21 protein-coding genes and 1 other RNA gene are annotated in these 21,290 nt (G+C 68.1%); 7 read left to right on the top strand and 15 right to left on the bottom strand.

Annotation, left to right across the window (positions count from 1 at the left end; genetic code table 11):
• Positions 1-39: 39 nt before the first annotated feature.
• Positions 40-849: an N-acetyltransferase family protein gene (locus ACWGE0_RS10220; RefSeq protein WP_452260576.1), complete on the bottom strand. Its 810-nt coding sequence runs from the start codon at positions 847-849 to the stop codon at positions 40-42.
• Positions 842-1,891, bottom strand: coding sequence for a glycosyltransferase (locus ACWGE0_RS10215; protein ID WP_452260575.1), 1,050 nt, complete (start codon positions 1,889-1,891; stop codon positions 842-844). The genes ACWGE0_RS10220 and ACWGE0_RS10215 overlap by 8 nt, the downstream gene beginning before the upstream one ends.
• Before the next feature lie 26 nt (positions 1,892-1,917).
• Here ACWGE0_RS10215 and hrpB point away from each other — a divergent pair, with 26 nt between their 5' ends.
• From hrpB to ACWGE0_RS10195, 4 genes are read left to right on the top strand one after another with little or no spacing between them, the layout of a single operon-like run.
• The gene (gene hrpB, locus ACWGE0_RS10210; protein ID WP_452260574.1) at positions 1,918-4,200 is read left to right on the top strand and encodes an ATP-dependent helicase HrpB; all 2,283 of its coding nucleotides are present in this window, start codon (positions 1,918-1,920) and stop codon (positions 4,198-4,200) included.
• Positions 4,197-5,771, top strand: a complete 1,575-nt coding sequence (locus ACWGE0_RS10205) for a GMC oxidoreductase (protein ID WP_452260573.1) — start codon at positions 4,197-4,199, stop codon at positions 5,769-5,771. Before hrpB ends, ACWGE0_RS10205 begins: the two co-directional genes overlap by 4 nt.
• 25 nt (positions 5,772-5,796) lie before the next feature.
• Positions 5,797-6,879, top strand: coding sequence for a macrolide family glycosyltransferase (locus ACWGE0_RS10200; RefSeq protein ID WP_452260572.1), 1,083 nt, complete (start codon positions 5,797-5,799; stop codon positions 6,877-6,879).
• Complete coding sequence (locus ACWGE0_RS10195; protein ID WP_452260571.1) at positions 6,876-7,478, top strand: HD domain-containing protein; 603 nt, start codon at positions 6,876-6,878, stop codon at positions 7,476-7,478. The genes ACWGE0_RS10200 and ACWGE0_RS10195 overlap by 4 nt, the downstream gene beginning before the upstream one ends.
• Here ACWGE0_RS10195 and menC read toward each other — a convergent pair.
• Genes menC through ACWGE0_RS10175 form a run of 4 tightly spaced genes read right to left on the bottom strand, consistent with a single transcriptional unit; the run spans position 7,463 to position 11,627 of the window.
• Positions 7,463-8,566, bottom strand: coding sequence for an o-succinylbenzoate synthase (gene menC, locus ACWGE0_RS10190; protein ID WP_452260570.1), 1,104 nt, complete (start codon positions 8,564-8,566; stop codon positions 7,463-7,465). The genes ACWGE0_RS10195 and menC overlap by 16 nt on opposite strands.
• Positions 8,563-9,282, bottom strand: a complete 720-nt coding sequence (locus ACWGE0_RS10185; RefSeq protein WP_452260569.1) for a hypothetical protein — start codon at positions 9,280-9,282, stop codon at positions 8,563-8,565. The genes menC and ACWGE0_RS10185 overlap by 4 nt, the downstream gene beginning before the upstream one ends.
• Positions 9,260-10,672, bottom strand: a complete 1,413-nt coding sequence (locus ACWGE0_RS10180) for an amino acid permease (protein ID WP_452260568.1) — start codon at positions 10,670-10,672, stop codon at positions 9,260-9,262. Before ACWGE0_RS10180 ends, ACWGE0_RS10185 begins: the two co-directional genes overlap by 23 nt.
• A 28-nt stretch (positions 10,673-10,700) precedes the next feature.
• A complete protein-coding gene (locus ACWGE0_RS10175) occupies positions 10,701-11,627 on the bottom strand; it encodes a helix-turn-helix domain-containing protein (protein ID WP_452260567.1) in 927 nt (308 codons plus the stop codon).
• A 71-nt stretch (positions 11,628-11,698) separates the two neighbouring features.
• Between ACWGE0_RS10175 and ACWGE0_RS10170 the strand changes: the two genes are divergently transcribed.
• On the top strand, positions 11,699-12,622 hold the full coding sequence (locus tag ACWGE0_RS10170) for a saccharopine dehydrogenase NADP-binding domain-containing protein (RefSeq protein ID WP_452260566.1): 924 nt from the start codon (positions 11,699-11,701) through the stop codon (positions 12,620-12,622).
• Here ACWGE0_RS10170 and ACWGE0_RS10165 read toward each other — a convergent pair.
• The 3 genes from ACWGE0_RS10165 to ssrA form a co-directional block, all read right to left on the bottom strand.
• The gene (locus tag ACWGE0_RS10165; RefSeq protein ID WP_452260565.1) at positions 12,597-13,235 is read right to left on the bottom strand and encodes an HD domain-containing protein; all 639 of its coding nucleotides are present in this window, start codon (positions 13,233-13,235) and stop codon (positions 12,597-12,599) included. The two genes, ACWGE0_RS10170 and ACWGE0_RS10165, sit on opposite strands and share 26 nt — an antisense overlap.
• A 42-nt stretch (positions 13,236-13,277) precedes the next feature.
• Positions 13,278-14,243, bottom strand: a complete 966-nt coding sequence (locus ACWGE0_RS10160) for a GlxA family transcriptional regulator (RefSeq protein WP_452260564.1) — start codon at positions 14,241-14,243, stop codon at positions 13,278-13,280.
• Positions 14,244-14,300: 57 nt separating this feature from the next.
• Positions 14,301-14,673: a transfer-messenger RNA gene (gene ssrA, locus ACWGE0_RS10155) on the bottom strand.
• Positions 14,674-14,796: 123 nt separating this feature from the next.
• Here ssrA and ACWGE0_RS10150 point away from each other — a divergent pair.
• Positions 14,797-16,035, top strand: a complete 1,239-nt coding sequence (locus tag ACWGE0_RS10150) for a sensor histidine kinase (RefSeq protein WP_452260563.1) — start codon at positions 14,797-14,799, stop codon at positions 16,033-16,035.
• On the top strand, positions 16,023-16,664 hold the full coding sequence (locus ACWGE0_RS10145) for a response regulator transcription factor (protein WP_452260562.1): 642 nt from the start codon (positions 16,023-16,025) through the stop codon (positions 16,662-16,664). The genes ACWGE0_RS10150 and ACWGE0_RS10145 overlap by 13 nt, the downstream gene beginning before the upstream one ends.
• Here ACWGE0_RS10145 and ACWGE0_RS10140 read toward each other — a convergent pair.
• From ACWGE0_RS10140 to prfB, 6 genes are all read right to left on the bottom strand, one after another.
• Positions 16,649-17,446, bottom strand: coding sequence for an amidohydrolase family protein (locus ACWGE0_RS10140; RefSeq protein WP_452260561.1), 798 nt, complete (start codon positions 17,444-17,446; stop codon positions 16,649-16,651). The genes ACWGE0_RS10145 and ACWGE0_RS10140 overlap by 16 nt on opposite strands.
• Before the next feature lie 106 nt (positions 17,447-17,552).
• Positions 17,553-18,029 carry an SsrA-binding protein SmpB gene (gene smpB / locus ACWGE0_RS10135; protein ID WP_045311206.1) on the bottom strand — a complete coding sequence of 159 codons (477 nt, stop codon included), beginning with the start codon at positions 18,027-18,029 and terminating at the stop codon, positions 17,553-17,555.
• Positions 18,030-18,059: 30 nt separating this feature from the next.
• Positions 18,060-18,962 carry a permease-like cell division protein FtsX gene (gene ftsX, locus ACWGE0_RS10130; RefSeq protein WP_319970992.1) on the bottom strand — a complete coding sequence of 301 codons (903 nt, stop codon included), beginning with the start codon at positions 18,960-18,962 and terminating at the stop codon, positions 18,060-18,062.
• A gap of 41 nt (positions 18,963-19,003) precedes the next feature.
• On the bottom strand, positions 19,004-19,693 hold the full coding sequence (gene ftsE / locus ACWGE0_RS10125; RefSeq protein ID WP_086666930.1) for a cell division ATP-binding protein FtsE: 690 nt from the start codon (positions 19,691-19,693) through the stop codon (positions 19,004-19,006).
• Positions 19,694-19,762: 69 nt separating this feature from the next.
• Positions 19,763-20,176 carry a hypothetical protein gene (locus ACWGE0_RS10120; protein ID WP_452260560.1) on the bottom strand — a complete coding sequence of 138 codons (414 nt, stop codon included), beginning with the start codon at positions 20,174-20,176 and terminating at the stop codon, positions 19,763-19,765.
• Positions 20,149-21,252 (bottom strand): peptide chain release factor 2, encoded by a 1,104-nt coding sequence (gene prfB / locus ACWGE0_RS10115; protein WP_452260559.1) that lies wholly within the window; start codon positions 21,250-21,252, stop codon positions 20,149-20,151. The genes ACWGE0_RS10120 and prfB overlap by 28 nt, the downstream gene beginning before the upstream one ends.
• Positions 21,253-21,290 lie beyond the last annotated feature (38 nt).

Raw genomic sequence — 21,290 nt, 5'->3', positions numbered from 1 at the left:
TAGCCCTGCTAAGGATATGTCACGCGGCAACTAACTAATTCAGTCGAGCAGCTCATCCACTCTGCGTACGTATGCCGTCACCGGATAGGCCGCCACGAACCCGCACGCCTCGGCGAACCGCTCCCCCGGACCCTCGTCCACCTGCGAAGCGATCAGCATCGCCCCGGACGAACGCAAGGTCGCAGCAGCAGACACCACCAACGACCGTCCGACACCACGACGACGACGCGCCGGACGCACCACGCACTGCTCGACCAAACCCACGCCGCGTTCAGCGAACCCCGACACGAACCCACCGATCCGTTCGCCGTCGTCCACCACCAACAACGAACAACGCGGATCGTCCATTCGATGCCCGAGCCACCGGCCCAACCGCTCCCGGTTGCCGACCAGCTCGTCGGACAGCAGCTCGACGATCCCCAGAAGGTCTGCGTCACGAGCCGGCCGGACCTCCGAGGCCACCGAAGCAGGCCCGCGATGAACCACGGTCAAGAGCTCCTCGACCGCGTACCAGCCGGAGTCGTCGGCGATCCCCTCGATCTCGTCCACGGTCGTCGGCGACGCGTAGACCACGGCCTCGGCCCGTCCCACGTCGGCGAACGTCTGCTCCAGCTGCAACAGCGTCGACGCGACCTCGACCGACGACCCGTCCAGCGCGCAGCCGAAGTTCCCGGTGGGCAGCGGGTTCTCGCGGTTGATCACCACCGCCGCGCTGCCGACCCGGCCGACCTTGCCGTACCGGACCGCACCGGACGCGAGCCGCGCGCCCTCCACCAGGATCGCGAGCGACCGCGACTGGTACGGGTCCAGCAGCTCCGGGTCGTCCGGGTCGCGCAACGGGTCAACCAACTCGGCGGTCCTTCCACTTCGCACCAGGCCTGAGTGCACAGTCCAGCAGGAACACCCCGATCGTCGCCCACGACAGAGGCGCCAGCACGGCCGACACCTGAGGCGCACCAACACGCCGCACGAACTCACGATGCGACACGGCCTGTGCGAACCACGCCAGCCACGACCACGGCGACCGCCACTTCAGCACCGGGATCAGCCCGTACGCCAGGTGCAACAGCCCCGCGATGACCAACAACACACGGCCCCACGGCCCGAACATCTCCCGCATCGACGGCTGGATGCTCTTGCGCAACGACCGCCAGCAGTCCCCGAACGTGTCGATCCCCGACGTCGTCAGCAGCCCCATCGCGTCGACGAACCGCACGACCCCGCCGGCGTCCCTGATCAACGTGGCCAGCCCGACGTCGTCGGCGTGCGTCTCCGCCAGCGCGGGCCACCCACCGGCCCCTTCAAAGACCGACCGGCGCACCAGGATGCAATGCCCCACCGCGAGCGCCGTCGCACCGCGACCGTCCGGCGGCGATCCCTCGAACACGAGCGTGTTGAACGCGGGCAGCAGGAACCACCACGCCACTCCCTCACCGCGCCCCGACGACGACACCAGGTCCGCACCCAGCTCACCCGCCGACGCCACCAGCCGCCCCACCAGATCAGGCGTGCAGGTCACGTCCGCGTCCACGAACAGCAGCCACTCCTCGTCCTGAGCTGCCTGAACACCGAGATGCATCGCGTGCGTCTTGCCGGCCCAGCCGTCAGCCGGACCGGACGACGAGATCACCTCGGCCCCGCGGGAACGAGCAACAGCAGCCGTCGCATCCCCAGAAGCGTCGTCCACCACCACGACACGCACACCGGGCTGCCCCACCAGCCCCAACAGCAATGACGGCAACGTCGCTTCCTCATTGCGCGCCGGCACGACAGCCAGCACAGACGCGGTCTTCGAAGAAGAAGACACCTCAGAAACGTGCTTCCACTGCGCAACGGTGCGCGCAGATCGCAGTGTGGACAGCACCCCAGACACCACACCCAGAATCCCCATACATCCACCCTGACACACTCAACGACGTGCACCTGCCCGATCTCCCGGTGAAGTCCGTTCTCCCCGAGCTCCTCAAAACCATGGAGGAACACGGGTCGGCCGTGCTGGTCGCGCCACCGGGCACCGGCAAGACCACGCTCGTCCCGCTCGCGCTCCCCGGCAGGGTCGTCGTCGCCGAACCACGGAGGATCGCCGCCAGAGCCGCCGCCGCGCGCATGGCGAGCCTGCTGGGCGAGCCCGTGGGCCACACCGTCGGCTATTCGGTCAGAGGCGACCGCAAGACCAGCAAGCACACCCGCATCGAGGTCGTGACCAGCGGTCTCCTCGTCCGCAGGCTCCAGCACGACCAGGAGCTCAAGGGCGTCGGCACCGTCCTGCTCGACGAGTGCCACGAACGGCATCTCGACGCCGACCTGCTCCTCACGCTCCTGCTGGACGCCAGGGCAGGCCTGCGCCCGGACCTGAAACTCCTGGCGACGTCCGCAACCGTTGCCGCACAACGCCTCTCCGACCTGCTCAACGCACCGGTCCTGCACACCGAGTCGCGCATGTACCCGACGGTGATCACCTATGTCCCACCCGCGCGCAACGAGCACATCGAGACGACGGTGGCGCGAGCCATCACCAAGGCACTGTCCGAAGTGGACGGCGACGTGCTCGCGTTCCTGCCGGGCGTCAGGGAGATCAACCGCACGGCCAAGCTGATCAACGCGGAAACCGTGATCCTGCACGGCCAGCTCAACGCCCAGACCCAGGACGCCGCGCTGAAACGTGGCGAGCACCAACGCGTTGTGCTCGCCACCAGCATCGCCGAGTCCAGCCTCACCGTCCCGGGCGTCCGCGCGGTCGTCGACGCCGGCCTGGCCCGCGTCCCGCGAGTCGACCATCGACGAGGACTGGCCGGCCTCGCCACGATCCGCGTCTCCCAGGCCGTGGCCGAGCAACGCGCCGGACGAGCCGGACGTGAAGCCCCTGGCCGCGTCTACCGCTGCTGGCCCGAGCACGAGCACTCGACGCTCCCCCGCTATCCCGAGCCCGAGATCCGCACGGCCGACCTGACCAGGCTCGCTCTCGAACTCGCGGTGTGGGGCACCCCGGACGGCAGCGGCCTGAGCTGGTGGGACGCCCCACCCGAGGGCGCGCTCAAGGCAGCCCAGGAAACCCTCGACGCCATCGGCGCACTCGAACCCGGCCGCCGCGACCGCATCGCGAGCGTCGGCCTGCACCCCCGTCTCGGCCGCGCGCTCATCGACGGCAGCGCGCTCGCCGGCAACCGGACCGCTGCCGAGGTCGTGGCACTGCTCGACGACAGCACCCACCCCAGCACGAACGACCTCGCGACCGCCCTGAAGTCCCCCGGCAAGTGGCGCCAGGAAGTCAAGAAGCTCGAAAAGCTCGGCACCAACCCGGCAGGCAGTCATCCGGAGGGCAACGGCGACCCCGCGCTCGTCGTCGCACTCGCCTACCCGGAACGGCTGGCGAAACGCCGGTCCAAGAACAGCAACGTCTACCTGATGGCCAACGGCACGGCCGTCGAGCACACCGACTCGCACGCCAAGTGGCTCGCGGTCGCGATCGCCGACCGCGAACCGGGCAGCAAGCACGGCCGCATCCGCCTCGCTGCCCCTGCGGACGAGGAACTCGCCGTCACCGCCGCCCAAGCCCTCGTGCACACGGTCGACGACATCCGGTGGAACGGCGACGTCATCGCGAACGAGGTCCGCAAGCTGGGTGCGATCACCCTCGACGAACGCCCGCTCAACGACCTCGCCAAGTCCCAGCAGGCACTCCGCCTCGGCCTCGAAGCCGAGGGCCTGGGCCTGCTCAAGTGGACCGACGCCGCCAAACGCTTGCGCGAACGCATGGCGTTCCTGCACCGGACCCGCGACTGGCCGAGCGTCGACGACGAGAACCTGATCCGCGCGATCGACCTGGGCAAGGCCAGGAAGCGCTCCGACCTGGCCAAGATCGACACGGTGAACCTGTTGCGGAGCCTGCTGCCGTGGCCGGAGGCAGCGGAGTTCGACAAGCTCGCTCCCGAACGCATCGGCCAGGGCAAGGTCGACTACACGCAGGACCAGCCCGCCCTCCACGTCCGCATCCAGGACGCCATGAAGTGGGCCGACACGCCGCTCATCGCGGGAGTTCCGGTGGTGGTGCACCTGCTCTCCCCCGCAGGCCGCCCCACCGCTGTGACCAGCGATCTCAGGACCTTCTGGCGCAACGGCTACCTGCGGGTGCGCAGTGAGTTGAAGGGCAGATACCCCAAGCACCACTGGCCCGAACGGCCCTACAGTAAGGGCACATGAGGGGTTTTCAGGTATCGCGGCGCCGTTTCCTGGGGATGACGGCACTCGCCGCGGGCATGACCACGATCGGCACGGCCAGGGCGGAAACCGGCTTCGCCGAAGCCGTCGTGATCGGCACCGGCTACGGAGCCGCCGTCGCCGCCCTGCGCCTGGGCGAACGCGGCGTCAAGACGACCATGCTGGAGATGGGCCAGCTCTGGAACCAGCCGGGACCCGACGGCAAGGTCTTCTGCCCGATGCTGAACCCGGACCGCCGCGCGATGTGGTTCAAGGACCGCACCGAGGCACCGCTCGAAACCCTGCTCGGCCTGCCGATCGTGAACCGGCCGATCCAGCGCTACGCCGGCGTCCTGGACAAGGTGCACTTCAGCGAGATGTCGGTCTACCTCGGCCGCGGCGTCGGTGGCGGTTCGCTGGTCAACGGCGGCATGGCCGTCACCCCGAAGCGCGAGTACTTCGAGGAGGTCCTGCCGGAGGTCGACTCCGGCGAGATGTACGACAGGTTCTTCCCGCTGGCCAACAAAACTCTCAGGGTCAACACCATCCGCAGCGCGTTCCTGGAGTCCACCAGCTGGTACCAGTACGCCCGCACCGCACGCCGCCAGGCCGCGCGCGCCGGCTACGGCACCCAGGTCATCCCGAACGTCTACGACTTCGCCCACATGGAGGGCGAAGCCCGTGGCACCAAACCGAAGTCCGCGCTCGCGGGCGAGGTGATCTACGGCAACAACCACGGCAAGATGAGCCTGGACAAGACGTATCTCGCTGACGCCCTCAACACCGGCAACGTCACCATCAAGACGTTGCACCACGTCAAGCGCATCCGCCGGCAGCCGGACGGCACCTACGTCCTCACCGTCGAGCACCGCGACCCGTTCGGAAAACTCCTGAGCACCAAGGAGATCGGCTGCCGTCACCTGTTCCTCGGCGCCGGCAGCCTCGGCACCACCGAACTGCTGCTGCGCGCCCGTGAGAACGGCGACCTGCCGGGGCTCAGCGACGAGATCGGCCGCGGCTGGGGTCCCAACGGCAACGTGATGACCGCTCGCACGATGATCGGCGGCTTCCAGCAGTCCGGCATGCCGGTGCTGGCCATCGACGCGTGGCAGGACCGGAACGTGTTCGCCGAGATCGCACCGGTCCCGGCGGGCGTCGAGACCCTCGCCTCGCTGTACCTGGCGATCACGAAGAACCCCGAGCGCGGCACGTTCCACTACGACCGCGAGGCCGACGGGATCACCCTCGACTGGCGGCGCGAGCAGATGGAACCGTCGATCCGCGCGGTGCGGGGCGTGTTCGACGAGATAAACCGAACAAACCTCAGTACATATCGCGCGGACCTGTTCGGAATCGGGAAAGTGTTCTCGGACGACTTCACCTATCACCCGCTGGGCGGCTGCCTGCTCGGCCGCGCCACCGACGCATATGGCCGGGTCAGGGGCCACGAGAACCTCTACGTCACGGACGGTTCGCTGATCCCCGGTTCGATCGGCGCGAACCCGTTCGTCACGATCACAGCACTCGCGGAACGGAACTTGAGTCGAATCACCGCCACCGATTTGAACCATTAGGAATCGAACAACGTTAATCTCAGCTATGGCGCACATCGCGATCTTCCTCATGCCCGAGCGCGGACACGTCCTCCCCGCGCTCGGGATGATCGCCGAGCTCGTACGCCGCGGCCACCGCGTGAGCTGCCCGGTCCCGCCCGCGTTCACCACTGCCGTCACCGAGTGCGGCGCGACCGCCATCCCCTGCACCACAACGCTTCCGCCCGAGCTGCCGGAATCGCTCTACGACGCCGCGCAGCTCGCGCTGACCGAGGCCGAGACGGCGCTGATCGAGCTGGAACCGGCGTTCCGCGACGACCCTCCCGACCTCGTGCTGTGGGACATCGCGGCCTGGGCCGGCGGCGTGATCGCCCGCAGGCTGGGCGTCCCGCACGTACTGCTGGACAGCCTGCTGACCAGCAACTCCCACTGGTCGCTCGGGTCGGCGGTGATGCCCGCCAGAAGGTTCGACAGGGACGCGATCCGGTTCTTCACCAGGGTCCAGAGCTTCGTCGGCTGCTCGCTGCCGGAGTTCGTGGCGGGCTCGCGGCGCCGGATCGCCTTGTTCCCCAGGGAGTTCCAGCCGGAGGGCGACACGTTCGACGAGCGGTTCACCTTCACCGGCCCATGTCTGACCGAGCGCGCGTTCCAGGGAAGGTGGAAACCGCCGGGCGACGCACCGGTGGTGCTCGCGACGACAGGCACCCAGATCTGCGCCGACGCGGCCCGAGGCATGCCGTGGCACCTTGTCACGAAGGGCAGGATCAAGAACCCGGCGCCGAACGTCGAGGTGCACGACGAGGTGCCGCAACTCGCCGTGCTGGAGCACGCGAGCGTGTTCGTCACCCGCGGCGGCCTGGGCGGCGTGACGGAGGCGCTGCACCACGGCGTTCCCATGATCGTCGTGCCGCACATGGCCGATCAGCGCCTCAACGGCCAGCGCGTCGAGGAACTCGGCCTCGGCGTGCTGCTCGACACCGTGACCGTGGAGGGCGTGCGCTCGTTGGTGAGTCAGCTGGCGTCGGATTCCGCCATTTCCGCGCGGGTGAAGGACATGCGGCGGATGATTCACCAGACAGGCGGCAGCACGTTCGCCGCGGACGTGGTCGAGGAGGAACTGGCGCGGTGAGACGGATCTGGGACGACGCTGTCCGCACACTCGGCGGCGCACCGGACGCGGGCGACCTGATGGAGCGCTACGCCGAGCCGCATCGCTCGTACCACAACACTTTCCACGTGGCGTCGGTCGTCCGCGACTCGTGGGCGCTGGCCGACGCGTACGCGTTCACGGGAGAAGAACGCGCGATCCTCACGTTGGCCGCCTGCGCACACGACGTGATCTACAACGGCAAACCGGGCGACGACGAACGCGCGTCGGCGGCGTGGGCACGGGAACACATGGCCGGCGTGGAAGAAGAGCACGTCGCACGGGTGGAGTCGTTGGTGCTGGCCACGATCACGCACTCGTCCGACGATCCGCTCGCACACGTGCTGCTCGACGCCGACCTGGCCATCCTCGGCTCGGAACCGGCGCACTACGAGCGCTACAGCCGGGCCGTGCGGCGGGAGTACTCGCAGCACGACGACGCCGCGTGGCGCACCGGCCGCACGCGCGTGCTGAAGACCCTGCTCGACCGCGAGGACCTGTTCGTGACCGAGCCCGCGCGGCAGCTGTGGGACGCCGCCGCGCGGATCAACCTCAAGCGCGAGCTTCAGTCGTTGGCGTAGAGCACCTTCGTAGCGGTGTTGAAGCGCCGCAACGTCTCCGGGATCGGTTCGATGCCGATGCCCGGACCGGTCGGGACGTGCATGAACCCGTCCTCGAGCTCGAACGGCTCGGTGAGGTCCTCGGCGAAGTACCGGCGTGACGCCGAGACGTCGCCCGGCAACACGAATCCGGGCAACGCAGCGAGCGCCAGGTTCGGCCCGCGCCCGATGCCGGTCTCCAGCATTCCGCCGCACCACACCGGAATCCCGTGCGCCACCGCGACGTCGTGGATCCGCCGCGCCTCCAGGTACCCACCGACCCGCGCCGGTTTGACGTTGATCACCCGGCACGCGTCCAGCGCGATGGCCGTCGCCGCGTCCTTGGCCGAGGTGATCGACTCGTCGAGGCAGATCGGCGTGCGGATCCGCTGGGCGAGCAGCGCATGCCCGCGGATGTCGTCCTCTTCCAGCGGTTGTTCGATCAGCAGCAGGTCGAACTCGTCGAGCCGACGCAGGTGTTCGGCGTCGGCCAGCGTGTACGCGGTGTTCGCGTCGACCTGCAGCAGGACGTCGCCGAACCGTTCACGCACAGCCCGCACGGGTTCGACGTCCCAGCCCGGTTCGATCTTCAGCTTGATCCGGGCGTACCCCTCGGCGAGGTAGCCGTCGACGTCGCTGATCAGCTCGGGGATCGAGTTCTTGATCCCCACCGACACACCGGCGGGCACCTTCTCGGCCGTGGCACCGAGGAACGTGCCGATCGACATCCCGTACGACCTCAGCTCGGCGTCCAGGATCGCGGTCTCCAGCGCGGCCTTGGCGAGCTTGTGGCCCTTGATCGCGTGCGTTCTCGGCTGCACTTCGGCTGCCGTGACCTCGGGCGTCACCCGTGGCACGAGGTGCTGGTGCAGCACCAGTTCCGCGGCACCGACGAACTCCGAGCAGTACAACGGCTCCGGGTCGGCCGCGAACTCCGACCAGCCCTCGGCGGCATCCGTCACGACCCGCAGCAGGAACGTGTCCTTGGTCATCATCGTCCCGAACGACGTGCGGAACGGCGACACCAGCGGAATCGCGACGTGCAGCAGCTCGACCCGTTCGATCTTCACCGGCGCTCCAACTCGTACCAGCCCTCACGGGACATCGACGTCGCGACATAGCCCTGCTCGAAGGCGTCGACGAACACGCCGCGCACCGCCTCCCGCCACCGCTTCGCCAGCTCGGCGGACTCCTTGCGCACCTGCACGACGTCGCGCGGCACCCGGCACCAGATCCGTTCGCCGTCCGTGCGCGCCAACGGTTCCCCGTCCGGCGCCACCGACATGACCTCGCCTGAAGGCACGGACTCGTGCGCCTCGCGCGAACCGGTGAGATCCCACTGCACGGTCAGGCGATCGCTCTCGTCGCCGTCGTTCACGCCGTCCCGCATCGGCCCGTAGAAGTCCACTGTGTACTCGGTGACGACCGCGCCGAGCTTGACCAGGTTGAACCGGGCGTTGCGCGACACCAGCGGGTCGTAGGTCCACCGCATCGACTTGGCGCCCAGCTCGACCGCCCAGTCCTTCTGCGCGAGCTTCAGCGGATGCCCCACGCCGGACCGCGCGGCCGCGATCATCGAGTACACCGAACCGTCCGGGCAGAACAGGCCGGTCGTGGCGCCGGCCAGCTCGTCGCCGTCGAAAGCCCCGATGGTCGCGCCGCCCGCGTGCCGGATGCAGTGCAACGTCTCCGTGGACAGCACGTCCTCGGTCGTCTCCCAGACCTCGGCGTAGTACCGGGCGACGCGGGCGATGCCAGGAACGTCACTGATCACTTGGAACCGCAAGGCGTGCCTTCCTGACGCTGTAACCGAAGTAGATGACGAAGCCGAGGACCATCCAGACGACGAACGCGATCCACGAGGCGAGCCCGAGGCTGAACATCATGTAGACGCAGAACGCCAGCCCCAGCAACGGCGTGACCGGCGAGAACGGCACCCGGAAGCTCCGCTGGCGGTCCGGTTCCGTGCGGCGCAGGATGATCACCGCGATGTTGACCAGACCGAACGCGAACAGCGTGCCGATGCTGGTCACGTCGGCCAGCGATCCCAACGACACGAACGCGGCGAGCACACCGATGAACGATCCGACGATCACCGTGTTCGCGAACGGCACACCGGTCCTCGGGCTGAGCTTCGCGAAGATCGACGGCACCAGCCCGTCGCGGGACATCGCGTACAGGATGCGCGTCTGTCCGTAGAGGACGGTGAGCACCACGGAGGCCGTTGCCACCACCGCGCCGATCGACAGCAGGATCGGCCAGATCGCACCGCTGACGTTGTCGGTGAGCACCCGGCTCAACGCGGCTTCCGTGCCCTCGAACGACTGCCACGGCATCGCCCCGACCGCGGCCAGCGCGACCGCGCAGTACAGCGCGGTGATCACGACCAGCGACAGGATGATCGCGCGCGGCAGGTCGCGCTGCGGGTTCTCGGCCTCCTCACCGGCGGTCGACGCGGCGTCGAACCCGATGTAGGAGAAGAACAACGTGGCCGCACCGGCGCTCACGCCCGCGAGCCCCAGCGGGAACAGCGGCTGCAGGTTGCCCGCCTGGAACGCGGTGAACGCGACCGCGCAGAACATCAGCAGTGCGCCGACCTTGACCCACACCAGGATCGTGTTCGTGCGCGCGCTGCCCTTGGATCCGCCCAGCAGCACCAGCATCGAGAGGACCACGACCAGCACGGCGGGAATGTTGACGATCCCACCCGCACTAGGCGGCTGACTCAGCACGTCCGGAATCCGCAGTCCTGTCACCAGATGCAGCAACTCGTTGATGTACTGGCCCCACCCGACCGCGACCGCGGCGACCGAGACCCCGTACTCGAGCACAAGACACCAACCGCAGACCCACGCGACGATCTCGCCGAGCGTGGCGTAGGTGTAGGAGTACGAGGAACCGGACGCCGGGATGAGGCCGGCGAGCTCGGCGTACGACAGCGCGGAAAACAACGCGGTGATGCCTGCCAGCACGAACGACACCACGATGGCGGGACCGGCCTTCGGCACCGCCTGCCCCAGCACGACGAAGATGCCGGTGCCAAGCGTGGCACCGATGCTGATCATCGTGAGGTGGCCGACACCCATGGTGCGCTTGAGTTCGCTGCCTGGGTGAGTCAGCTGGTCGATCGGCTTGCGCCGCAACACCCGCGCCCCGATGCGCTGAACGTTCCTCATCAGGACAACATAACTGCCTGGTGTGCGCCTATCGGCCACCAACAGGGCGGAACGTGCGGCGGTATGTGTCCGGTGGCACACCAACGGTTCGGTGGAAGTGCCGGCGCAACGTCGTGGCCGTGCCCATGCCGGACGCCTCGGCGATCTGGTCGACGCTGTCGTCCGTCATCTCCAGCAACTCCTGCGCTCTTCTGATCCGCTGGGTGTGCAGCCACTGCAACGGCGTGGTGCCGGTGACCGACTTGAACAGCCGGGCGAGGTGACGCGAGCTCATGTTGGCCTGCCGCGCCAGGTCCTCCACGGTGATCATCTGGTCGAACCGCGCCGAGACCCAGTCGAACAACTCCGTCAGCGGATGGCCTTCGCCGGACGGCACCGGCGCCAGCACGAACTGCGCCTGCCCGCCGTCCCGATGCGGTGGCACGACCAAGCGCCGTGCCGCCGTGTTGGCCGTGGCGGTGCCGTGGTCGCTGCGGATCACGTGCAGGCTCAGGTCGATCGCCGCCGCCTTGCCCGCGCTCGTCATCACCTGACCGTTGTCGACGTACAGCACGTCCGGGTCGACCTGAACCAGCGGATACCGCCTGGCCAGTTCGTCGGTGTGCCCCCAGTGCGTGGTCGCCTTGAGCCCGTCGAGCAGCCCGGCTTCCGCGAGCACGAACGCACCTGTGCACAACGAGACGATCCGCGCGCCCTTGTCGTGCGCCGCTTTGACCGCTTGGACGAGCTCCAAGTCCAGCGGCTCGTCCACCTCCGCGATGGCGGGCACGATCACGGTGCCGGCACGTCCGAGCTGGTCCAGGGGCAGGTCCGGCTCCAGCGTGAACCTGCCGACCCGCACCGGCCCGTTGGCGCAGATCTGGACGCGGTAGTCCAGCTGCGGGGCGGTGAAGATCTCGTACGTCGCGGTCAGCTCGAAGTGGAGCATCCCGTCGGTCACAGCGAACGCGAGCATGTCCGAAACTGTACGCATCGTGTCGTTCCAGACACTAGCCGGTTTTCCGCTCCACGGCTTTGATGGTCCACATGGGACACAAGATCGCGGTGTACGGCGCTTCCGGACTCACGGGCCGCTTCGTGCTGGCAGAACTGGAAAAGCGCGGCCTCTCGGCACTTCCGTTCGGCCGCGCCCAGGCCACGGCCGACGACCCGGCCGCCCTCGACCGCGCCCTCACCGGCGCCGACGCGGTGATCAACACAGCCGGTCCGTTCGCGGTGACGGCCCTCCCGCTGATCGCCGCGGCCGAACGCGCCGGCATCCCGTACGTGGACGTGGCCGCCGAGATCGAGGCGAACGTGGACACGTTCGCCCGCGGCGCCTCGATCCCGGTGGTGCCCGCGATGGCGTTCTTCGGCGGCCTCGGCGACCTGCTGGTCACCGCCGCGATGGCCGAGTGGACCGACGCCACCTCCGCCCACGTCGCCTACGGCCTGAGCGGCTGGCAGCCCAGCCCCGGCACGCTCACCGCCGGCCAGGTCTCCCGCGACCGCCGAGGTGGCCGCAGCGTCCGTTTTCGTGACGGCGCGCTGGAGTACCACTCAGCTGCCTCGTCCACCGTGACCTGGCCTTTCCCGTCCGGCCAGCGCGAGGTCATCGCCGAGTTCACGATGGCCGACGTCGTGACGGTGCCGAGCCATCTCGCGATCCCGTCGGTCACCACCTACATGTCCACGAGCGCGGCCGACGGCCTGCACAGCGGCGCGGAACGGCAGGACGCGGAGACGTTCGAGGTGGACGTCGTCGTCCGGCGTGGTGACGAGGAACGCCGCCTGACCGTCACCGGTCGCGACATCTACGCCGTGACCGCACCTCTGGCGGTGGAGGCGGTGGAACGTCTGCTCACCGGCCGTTTCAACGTCACCGGCGTGGCCTCCGCGGGCGCGATGTTCGACGCCGCCGACTTCCTGGACGCACTGTCGGACGTCATTCCGGCCAGGCGCTGCCCTTGATCAGCTCCACGAAGTCGGTCCGCTTGAAGTCCGGGTCGAAGTGCGCGAGCACGTCGTCGTTCATCGTCCCGTAGGTGGTGTCCGGCCGGTGCGCCATGCCGTCGTAGAACGCCTTCAGGATCCGGTTCTTGAAGTCCGGCCGGGGATGTGCGGCGACCACCTCCGCCCGCTGCTGCTCGGTGAGCTCGTCCAGCCCGATCCCGAGCACGTCGGTCTTGACGCCCAGCGCCACCACCGCCACCTCCCCGGACAGCCGCAACGTCACTTCCGGGGTCGTGTGCAGCGCGATCGCCAGCCACACGTTGCGCGCCTCTTCCTCAGACCGCCCGTGCTCCAGCAGGAACGCCCGCGCGGCCTCCGCCCCGTCGATCTCGAACCGCAGCTCCTTCGACGCGTAGAACCTGGTCAGCCCCAGGTCGTGGAACAGCCCACCCACGTAGGCCAGCTCCGGATCGACCTCGAGCCCCCGCGCGGCCGCCTTCAACGACCCCCACAGGAACACCCGCCGTGAATGGTGGAACAACGTGTCGTCCGTGACCTTCCGGACCAACTCAGTCGCCGCCCGAACCAGTTCCGTGTCGGGGATCTCCACACCCGCAATGACCTCTGCCATGACTTCATGGTCGGCGCGGCGGCAGCGAACGCCCACCGTCAATCAGGACCGCCTGCCCACAGATGTGGACATCCGCGCCCGGTACTCACTCGGCGACGCCCCGAGCCGCGCCACGAACACCCGCCGCATCGTCTCGGAACTCCCGAACCCGGCCTCACGAGCCGCCTGCGCCACCCCGTGCCCCGCGTCCAGCAGGACCTTGGCGTGATCCAGCCTGACCTGCTCCACATACCTGGCAGGCGTCGTGTCCAGTTCAGTCGCGAACAACCGCGCCAAATGCCGCGAACTCACCCCGACCCGCGCCGCCAACGTCCGCGCGCTGTGGTCCAACGCGGGCTGCGCCGACACCAGGTCCACCACCTCGCGCAACACCGGCGTGCGCGGCGGCCTGATCTCCAGCGGCGCCGAGAACTGCGACTGCCCACCAGGCCGTTGCATGAACATCACCAGCCGGCGCGCCACCTCCCGCGCCAGGTCAGCCCCATAGTCCTGCTCGACCAGCGCCAACGCGAGATCCATCCCGGCGGACACTCCAGCGGACGTGAACACACCACGGTCCTCGACGAACAACGCGTCGGCCTCGACCTGGACGTCCGGATAAGCCCGCGCGAGCCGGTCCGCGACCCGCCAGTGCGTGGTGGCCCGCCGCCCGCTCAGCACGCCCGCCGCCGCCAACGCGAACGACCCGGTGCAGATGGAGACGAGCCGCCTCGCCCCACCCTGCAAGCTCTGGATCGCGGCGACCAGGTCAGTCGGCACGCCTCGCTGGACGAGCACGTCCCCACCGGAAACCACGACCGTGTCGGCGTCGCGCACGTCGTCAGGGGTGCCGTCGACCGGCAGGCGGATCCCGATGGAGGTCATGACCGCTTCACCGGACGCCGAGACGTAACTGATCGTGTAGTCGGCGCCGACGATGTTGGCCTCGGCGAACACCTCGGCGGGGCCCGTGACGTCCAGCATCTTCATCCCGTCGAACAGGAGGAAGACGATCGTCCGGCCACTCACCGCCACAGCTTTACACGAAAACGGCGAGTGCTCGTTGCGAGCACTCGCCGTCCGGTCTCGTGGAGGTGCCGGGAATCGAACCCGGGTCCTGTGCCGGCTCATCAGGGCTTCTCCGTGCGCAGTCCGCTGTGCCTCTGCTTGACCCCACCTGTCACGCGAACGAGCAGGTGTGACGGGCCCAGTCGCTGTGAGTTTCCCGAACAGTCTCCGCGACCGAGACTGCAGGTAAGCCCTCTAGCTGATGCCGGGAACTAGGCCGAAGGCGCTCCTAGGCCGACAGCGTTGCTACTCGCCTCAGGCGGCGAGAGCGAACGCGCGCTTGTCGTTAGACTCGGCGCTTATTGGTTTGCGATGACGCTTGTGGTGGTCTCTCGCCTGCACCAGCACGCTTCCCCTGAATCAACGTCCACAGTCGAAACCGTTCACCCCCTTGTTGGGTATTACGCCTAGCATAACGACCGGGGCCAACGACTTCTTCCCGAGGCAGGTAGGGCTGTCCCCACCCCGGACCTCCTAGCTAGCCACATGGTCCCTGACCAGCGGGAACGACACGATGGACGACATGAGGAAACCGAACGCGCTCGCAGCCGGGTTCTACCTGCTGACCAACCTGGTGACCGGCATCTTCTGGTTCACCCTCTCCGTCGTTCTGACCGTGGTCGGGCTGGCGACATCGGTCCTCTGGGTCGGCCTGCCGATCCTCTGGCTCGCGATGAACGTCGTGCGCGGCGGCGCGACGCTGGAGCGGACGTGGGTCAGGGCGGCGTTGCGCACGGACATCCCCAGGCCTTACCGCGACAAGCCGACAGGCACGCTGTGGCAGCGGTGGAAGGCCCAGTTCACCGATCCGGCGACCTGGCGCGACTTCGGGTACCTGCTGCTGCTCCTGCCGGTGGGCATCCTCGAGTTCGCCTCCGTCATCGCGATGTGGTCGGTTGTGGCGGCGTTCGCCGCGGTGCCGTTCTGGATCGGCGAAGCGCCGTTCGCGGTGGTCGTGGGCGAGTTCTGGACCATCGACTCTTTCGTGTCGGCGATGCCGGTGGCGGTGATCGGCCTGGCGTTGATCCCGTTCGCGGTCATCGGCACCCGGTGGCTCGGCCTGCTGCACGGCAAGTTCGCCCGCGGCATGCTCGGACCGACGCGGGCCGACGCGCTGGCGATCGAGGCGGAGCGGCTGCAGTCCAGCCGGGCCCGCGGGGTCGAGGCGGCCGAGGCAGAACGCCGGCGCATCGAACGTGACCTGCACGACGGCGCTCAGCAGCGACTCGTGGCGGTGGCGATGGGTCTGGGCCGGGCGAAGTCCAAAATGGACTCGGATCCGGAGGGTGCCGCCGTGCTCATCGCCGAGGCGCACGCGGATGCCAAGGAAGCCATCAGGGAGCTGCGGGACCTGGCCCGGGGCATCTACCCGTCCGTGCTGGGCGACCGCGGTCTCGACGCGGCACTCAGCTCGCTCGCCGCGCGTGTCCCGATCCAGGTCGACCTCGAGGTCAACGTCGAGCCGCGCCCGCCGACGTCGGTGGAGAGCGCCGCGTACTTCACCGTCGGCGAAGCACTCACGAACATCACCAAGCACTCCAACGGCACCAGGGCGACCGTGCGGGTCAACCGGGTCGACACCGGGGTGCTGGTCGAGGTCACCGACAACGGTCAGGGCGGCGCCGAGCTGAAGCCGGGCGGCGGACTCGCCGGTCTGGCCGACCGGGCTGCCACGATCGACGGTGTGGTTGTCGTAGTCAGCCCCGTTGGTGGGCCGACCGTTATTCGAGCGGAGTTGCCGTGCGCGTGGTGATCGCCGAGGATTCGGTGCTGCTCAGGGAAGGCGTGCAGCGGTTACTCGCCGACGAGGGCATCGAAACCGTTGCGGCTGTGGAGAACGGCGACGCACTGCTCGACGCCGTGACCGAGCACAAGCCCGATCTGTGCGTGGTGGACGTGCGGATGCCGCCGACGTTCACCGACGAGGGACTGCGGGCCGCCATCGAGTGCCGCCGCCGCTACCCCGGGCTGCCGGTGCTGGTGCTGTCGCAGTACGTCGAGGAGCGCTACGCCGTGGAACTGCTCGCGGGCGGTGCGAGCGGCGTCGGCTATCTGCTCAAGGAGAGGGTCGCGGACGTGAAGGAGTTCGTCGACGCGGTGCGGAGGGTCGCCGACGGCGGCACGAGCATCGACCACGAGGTGATCACGCAGCTCATGGTGCGCAGCAAGAAGAGCCCCGTCGACTCGTTGACGCCCCGCGAACGCGAGGTGCTCGGGCTGATGGCACAAGGACTGTCCAACACGGCCATCGCCGGCACGCTCGTGGTGTCCGACGGCGCGGTGGAGAAGCACGTAGGCAACATCTTCGCCAAGCTCGGCCTCGAACCGTCGAACTCGGAACACCGCCGCGTGCGCGCTGTCCTGGCCTACCTGGACAGCTGAAGCAGCCGGGCGCCGTTGTCGTGCAGGATCGCCTGCTCGGCCGCGGCGTCCAGTCCCCACGAGCGAATGGCGTCGAGCTGCACCTCGTAGGGGTACGGGATGTTCGGGAAGTCACTGCCCAGCACGACCCGGTCCGCCAGACCGGCGATCCGCTGGCCCCATCCGGCAGGCAACGGCACCATCTGCTCGCTGAACGGAACTCCGACCATCGTGGTGTCCACGTGGACGTTCCGGTACCGCTCGACCAGGTCCAGCGCATCCGAGTAGTCAGGCATCCCGGCGTGTGCGATCACCGCGGTCAGCGACGGATGCCGGCGCAGCACCTCCGCGAAGATCCCGAGCCCGGTGAACTCGCCGGGATACGGCCCGTCGCCACCGTGCACGACCACCGGCACACCGGCCTCGGCGAGCAGGCCCCAGACACCGTCCAGCAGTTCGTCCCGCGGGTCGTAGCCACCGACCTGGACGTGCGACTTGAAACACCGTGCACCGGCTTCGAGAGCCTTGCGCACGTACGCGTCCGCACCCGGTTCCGCGTAGAACGTGCCCGTCGGGACCGCCTCGGGCACCCGTGCGGCGAAGTCGGCCACCCATTCGTTCAGCCACTGCGCCATGCCCGGCTTGTGCGGGTAGACCAGCGGTGCGAACGCGACAACGTCCAGCTCCCGCAGTGCGGTGAGCCGGGCGTCCTCGTCTGTCCGGTAGTGGATGTACCAGTCGACACCGGATTCGCGCACGCGGTCGAAGTACGCCCAGACCTTGTCCAGGACGTTCTGCGGCATCCCGGGGTGCGGGGTGTCCCCGCAAGTTACTGAGCGAGGCGTGGTCCGCGCTTTCCGCGGACACACGTGTCCCCGAGCGAGTGGACGTGGATGTCCACCAGTGCCATCAGTAACGGCCCTTCAGGGCTCGTCCGTGCGCCTTGGCGATCTCGCGGTTGGCGTCGCGCTTCGCGATGTCCTGACGCTTGTCGTAGGCCTTCTTGCCCTTCGCGAGGGCGATCTCGACCTTGACGTAACCGTCCTTGAAGTACATCTGCAGCGGGACCAGCGACAGACCGGACTCCTTGGTCTTGCCGATCAGCCGTTCGATCTCCGCCTTGTGCAGCAGCAGCTTGCGCTTGCGCCGGACCTCGTGGTTCGTCCAGGTCCCCGCGACGTACTCCGGGATGTGCAGCGCGTGCAACCAGATCTCGCCGTCGTCGACCTGGGCGAAGGCGTCCACGAGGGACGCCCGTCCCATGCGCAGGCTCTTCACCTCGGTGCCGACGAGCTGAATGCCCGCCTCGTAGGTGTCCAGAATGGCCCAGTCGTGCCGAGCCTTGCGGTTCGACGCGATGACCTTCTGCCCGCGTTCCTTGACCATGGCGACAACTTTACGTGGTCACGCCAATCGTTAAAGCCGCACGTAGAGACGGAGTGTCACGTAGCCGGTGGTCGCCGAGATGACTATCGCGACGAGGAACAGCCAGGGCGACACGATCAGGATGTCCAGATAGCCGATCGGCGGGATGATGCCCGACTCGGTCAGGTTCCTGGTGATCCGGTCGAGGAAGAACGCCTTGAACAACACCAGGCCGGCGACCGCGGTGACCGAGCCGATGATGCCCGCGACGACCGCCTCGATGAGGAACGGCAGCTGCGTGTACCACCGGGTCGCGCCGACCAGTCGCATGATGCCGACCTCGACGCGGCGGGTGAACGCCGACACCTGGATGGTGTTCGAGATCAGCAGCAACGCGGCGAACGCCTGGATGAGCGCGAGGATCAGGGCGACGTCACGCAGGCCGTTGAGGCCGTCGAAGAACCGCTCGAGGAACTTGCCCTGGTCGTCGACGCCCTTGACACCCGGCTTGCCCTCGAAGGCCTGCTTGATGACGTCGGTGCGCTCCGGGTCCTCCAGCTTGACGCGGAACGTCGCCGGGATCGCCTCCGGGCGAGCGAGCTTGAGCAGCTCCGGCTGGGCCTCGAAGATGCGCTTGAAGCGCTCGAAGCCCTCGTCGCGGTTCTGGAACACCACGGTCTCGACGCCGGAGGTCTGCTCCAGAGCAGAACGCAGACCCGCGCACGGCTGCTGGGTGCAGTCCTTGTCGTTGGCGCTGACGTCGTTCGTCAGCAGCACGGAGACCTCGAGCTTGCCCGCGTAGTTGGCCTGCATCTTGTCGACCATGCGGACGACGAGCAGGCCACCGCCGAGCAGCCCGAGCGAGATGGCGGTCGTGAGGATCATCGCGATCGTCATCGTGACGTTCCGGCGAAGTCCGGTGACGACCTCGCTGAACACGAAGCTGGTACGCATCGGGGGCGGGGTTCCTTGGGGGTCGGGGGCTTTGGGGTGTCTTAACGGCCTACGCCGTAGACACCGCGTGCGTCATCACGGACGACTTTGCCGTACGCGAGTTCCACCACACGGCGGCGCATCGAGTCGACGATGCCGTGGTCGTGGGTGGCCATGATGACGGTCGTGCCGGTGCGGTTGATCCGCTCCAGCAGCAACATGATGTCCTGGCTCGTGTCGGGGTCCAGGTTTCCGGTCGGCTCGTCGGCGATCAGCACCAGCGGCCTGTTCACGAACGCACGGGCGATCGCGACGCGCTGCTGCTCACCACCGGACAGCTCGGTCGGGAACCGGTCCTCCTTGCCGTCGAGGCCGACCAGCTGCAGCACCTCCGGCACCACCTTGACGATGGTGTTGCGGGGCTTGCCGATCACCTCCAGCGCGAAGGCGACGTTCTCGGCGACAGTCTTGGTCGGCAGCAGGCGGAAGTCCTGGAACACGCAGCCGATGGACTGACGCAGGCGGGGGACCCTGCGCCGCGACATCTTGGCGACGTCGAAGTTGGAGACGTAGACGCGCCCCCTGGTCGGCACCTCTTCGCGCAGCAGCAGGCGCAAGAAGGTCGACTTGCCGGACCCGGAAGGCCCGATCAGGAAGACGAACTCGCCCTTCTCCATCTCGACGGACACGTCGTCGAGCGCAGGACGCGTGGAGGTCTTGTAGACCTTGGAAACGTGTTCGAGACGAATCACGAGGCGCGAGTCTACTCATGGCCGGGGTAAAGCCCCCGTTCCGGTTAACTTCCGCACCGGAACGGCCGGTCAGTCCCACCAGTTGAAGAGCGCCTGACCGGTGTTTTCCGGCTTCCAGTGGCTCAGATCGCTCTCCCACACGTGAGGGTGATCCGAGTGACTGAACGGTCGCTCCGCGTCGTCCTTGGACAGCACGCTGAAGCCCTCGAACTCCCTGGCCACGGCCAGGAGTTCCGGTTCGTCGAGGAAGACCAGCGATCCGTCGAAGCGCACGTCGAAGGGCTGGGTCACCACGACCGAGCCGTCGTCACGTGAGCACAGCACCGCCACCGTGCGGTCGCGGTAGGTGATGAGGGCCTGGTGGAAGTTCGGGGTCACGCCGTCGGCGGCCGTGAACGCCGACAGCCGCCCACCGGTACGGCGGGCGGCGTCGTGGGCCAGGCCTTTGAACTCGCTTACCCCTGCTGGGACTGCTTGCGCCACCGGATACCGGCCTCGAGGAAGTCGTCGATCTCCCCGTCCAGCACCGCCGACGGGTTGCCGACCTCGTGGTTGTTCCGCAGGTCCTTGACCATCTGGTACGGGTGCAGCACGTAGGAGCGCATCTGGTTGCCCCAGCTGGAACCGGAGTCCTTCAGCGCGTCCATCTTCGCCTGCTCCTCCTGCCGGCGGCGCTCGAGCAGCTTGGCCTGCAGGACGTTCATGGCCGTGGCCTTGTTCTGCAGCTGCGAGCGCTCGTTCTGGCAGGACACCACGATGCCGGTCGGGATGTGCGTGAGGCGCACCGCCGAGTCCGTCGTGTTGACGCCCTGGCCACCGGGGCCGGACGAGCGGTAGACGTCGACGCGCAGGTCCTTCTCGTCGATCTCGACGTGGTCGGTCTGCTCGACGACGGGCACGACCTCGACGCCGGCGAACGACGTCTGGCGGCGGCCCTGGTTGTCGAACGGCGAAATGCGCACGAGGCGGTGGGTGCCCTGCTCGACGCTCAGCGTGCCGTAGGCGTAGGGAGCGGTGACGCGGAAGGTGGCGGACTTGATGCCCGCTTCTTCCGCGTAGGAGGTGTCGAACACGTCGACGCCGTAGTTGTGGCGCTCGGCCCAGCGCGAGTACATGCGCAGCAGCATCTCGGCGAAGTCCGCGGCGTCGACGCCACCGGCCTCGGCGCGGATGGTGATCAGCGCGTTGCGCTCGTCGTACTCGCCGGACAGCAGCGTGCGCACCTCGAGGCTCGCGATCTCCTCGCGCAGCTTGGCGCGGTCGTTGTCCGCGTCGGCCGCCGCGTCCGCGTCCTCTGCCTCTTCGGCGAGTTCGTAGAGCAGGGGGAGGTCGTCGAGGCGCTCACGCAGGTTGGTGACACGACGCAGCTCGCCCTGCTTGTGGGAGAGCGCGCTGGTGACCTTCTGCGCCTTCTCCTGGTCGTCCCAGAGGTCGGGGCGGGTCGCCTGCGCCTCCAGGTCCGCGACAGCGGCGCGCAACGCATCGAGGTCCAGCACCGCCTCGATGCTCGAAAGAGTGGCGGAGAGGTCCTTGATGTCTGCTTCGACGTCCGGGTTCACGGCAAAAGATTACGCCAGCACCGGTCGTCAGTCGCGAC

The organism is Lentzea sp. NPDC054927 (genome assembly GCF_053610285.1).
The sequence above is the reverse complement of the archived record's forward strand: the minus strand, read 5'-3'. Positions and strand labels throughout refer to the sequence as shown.

Bases quoted from the DNA above. Each gene is read 5' to 3' on its own strand.
- ACWGE0_RS10180 (WP_452260568.1), bottom strand. From the start codon at position 10,672: ATGAGGAACGTTCAGCGCATCGGGGCGCGGGTGTTGCGGCGCAAGCCG.
- ACWGE0_RS10215 (WP_452260575.1), bottom strand. From the start codon at position 1,891: ATGGGGATTCTGGGTGTGGTGTCTGGGGTGCTGTCCACACTGCGATCT.
- ACWGE0_RS10165 (WP_452260565.1), bottom strand. From the start codon at position 13,235: ATGGCAGAGGTCATTGCGGGTGTGGAGATCCCCGACACGGAACTGGTT.
- smpB (WP_045311206.1), bottom strand. From the start codon at position 18,029: ATGGTCAAGGAACGCGGGCAGAAGGTCATCGCGTCGAACCGCAAGGCT.
- ACWGE0_RS10150 (WP_452260563.1), top strand. From the start codon at position 14,797: ATGGACGACATGAGGAAACCGAACGCGCTCGCAGCCGGGTTCTACCTG.
- ACWGE0_RS10200 (WP_452260572.1), top strand. From the start codon at position 5,797: ATGGCGCACATCGCGATCTTCCTCATGCCCGAGCGCGGACACGTCCTC.
- ACWGE0_RS10175 (WP_452260567.1), bottom strand. From the start codon at position 11,627: ATGCTCGCGTTCGCTGTGACCGACGGGATGCTCCACTTCGAGCTGACC.
- ACWGE0_RS10205 (WP_452260573.1), top strand. From the start codon at position 4,197: ATGAGGGGTTTTCAGGTATCGCGGCGCCGTTTCCTGGGGATGACGGCA.
- ftsX (WP_319970992.1), bottom strand. From the start codon at position 18,962: ATGCGTACCAGCTTCGTGTTCAGCGAGGTCGTCACCGGACTTCGCCGG.
- ACWGE0_RS10170 (WP_452260566.1), top strand. From the start codon at position 11,699: ATGGGACACAAGATCGCGGTGTACGGCGCTTCCGGACTCACGGGCCGC.
- ACWGE0_RS10140 (WP_452260561.1), bottom strand. From the start codon at position 17,446: ATGCCGCAGAACGTCCTGGACAAGGTCTGGGCGTACTTCGACCGCGTG.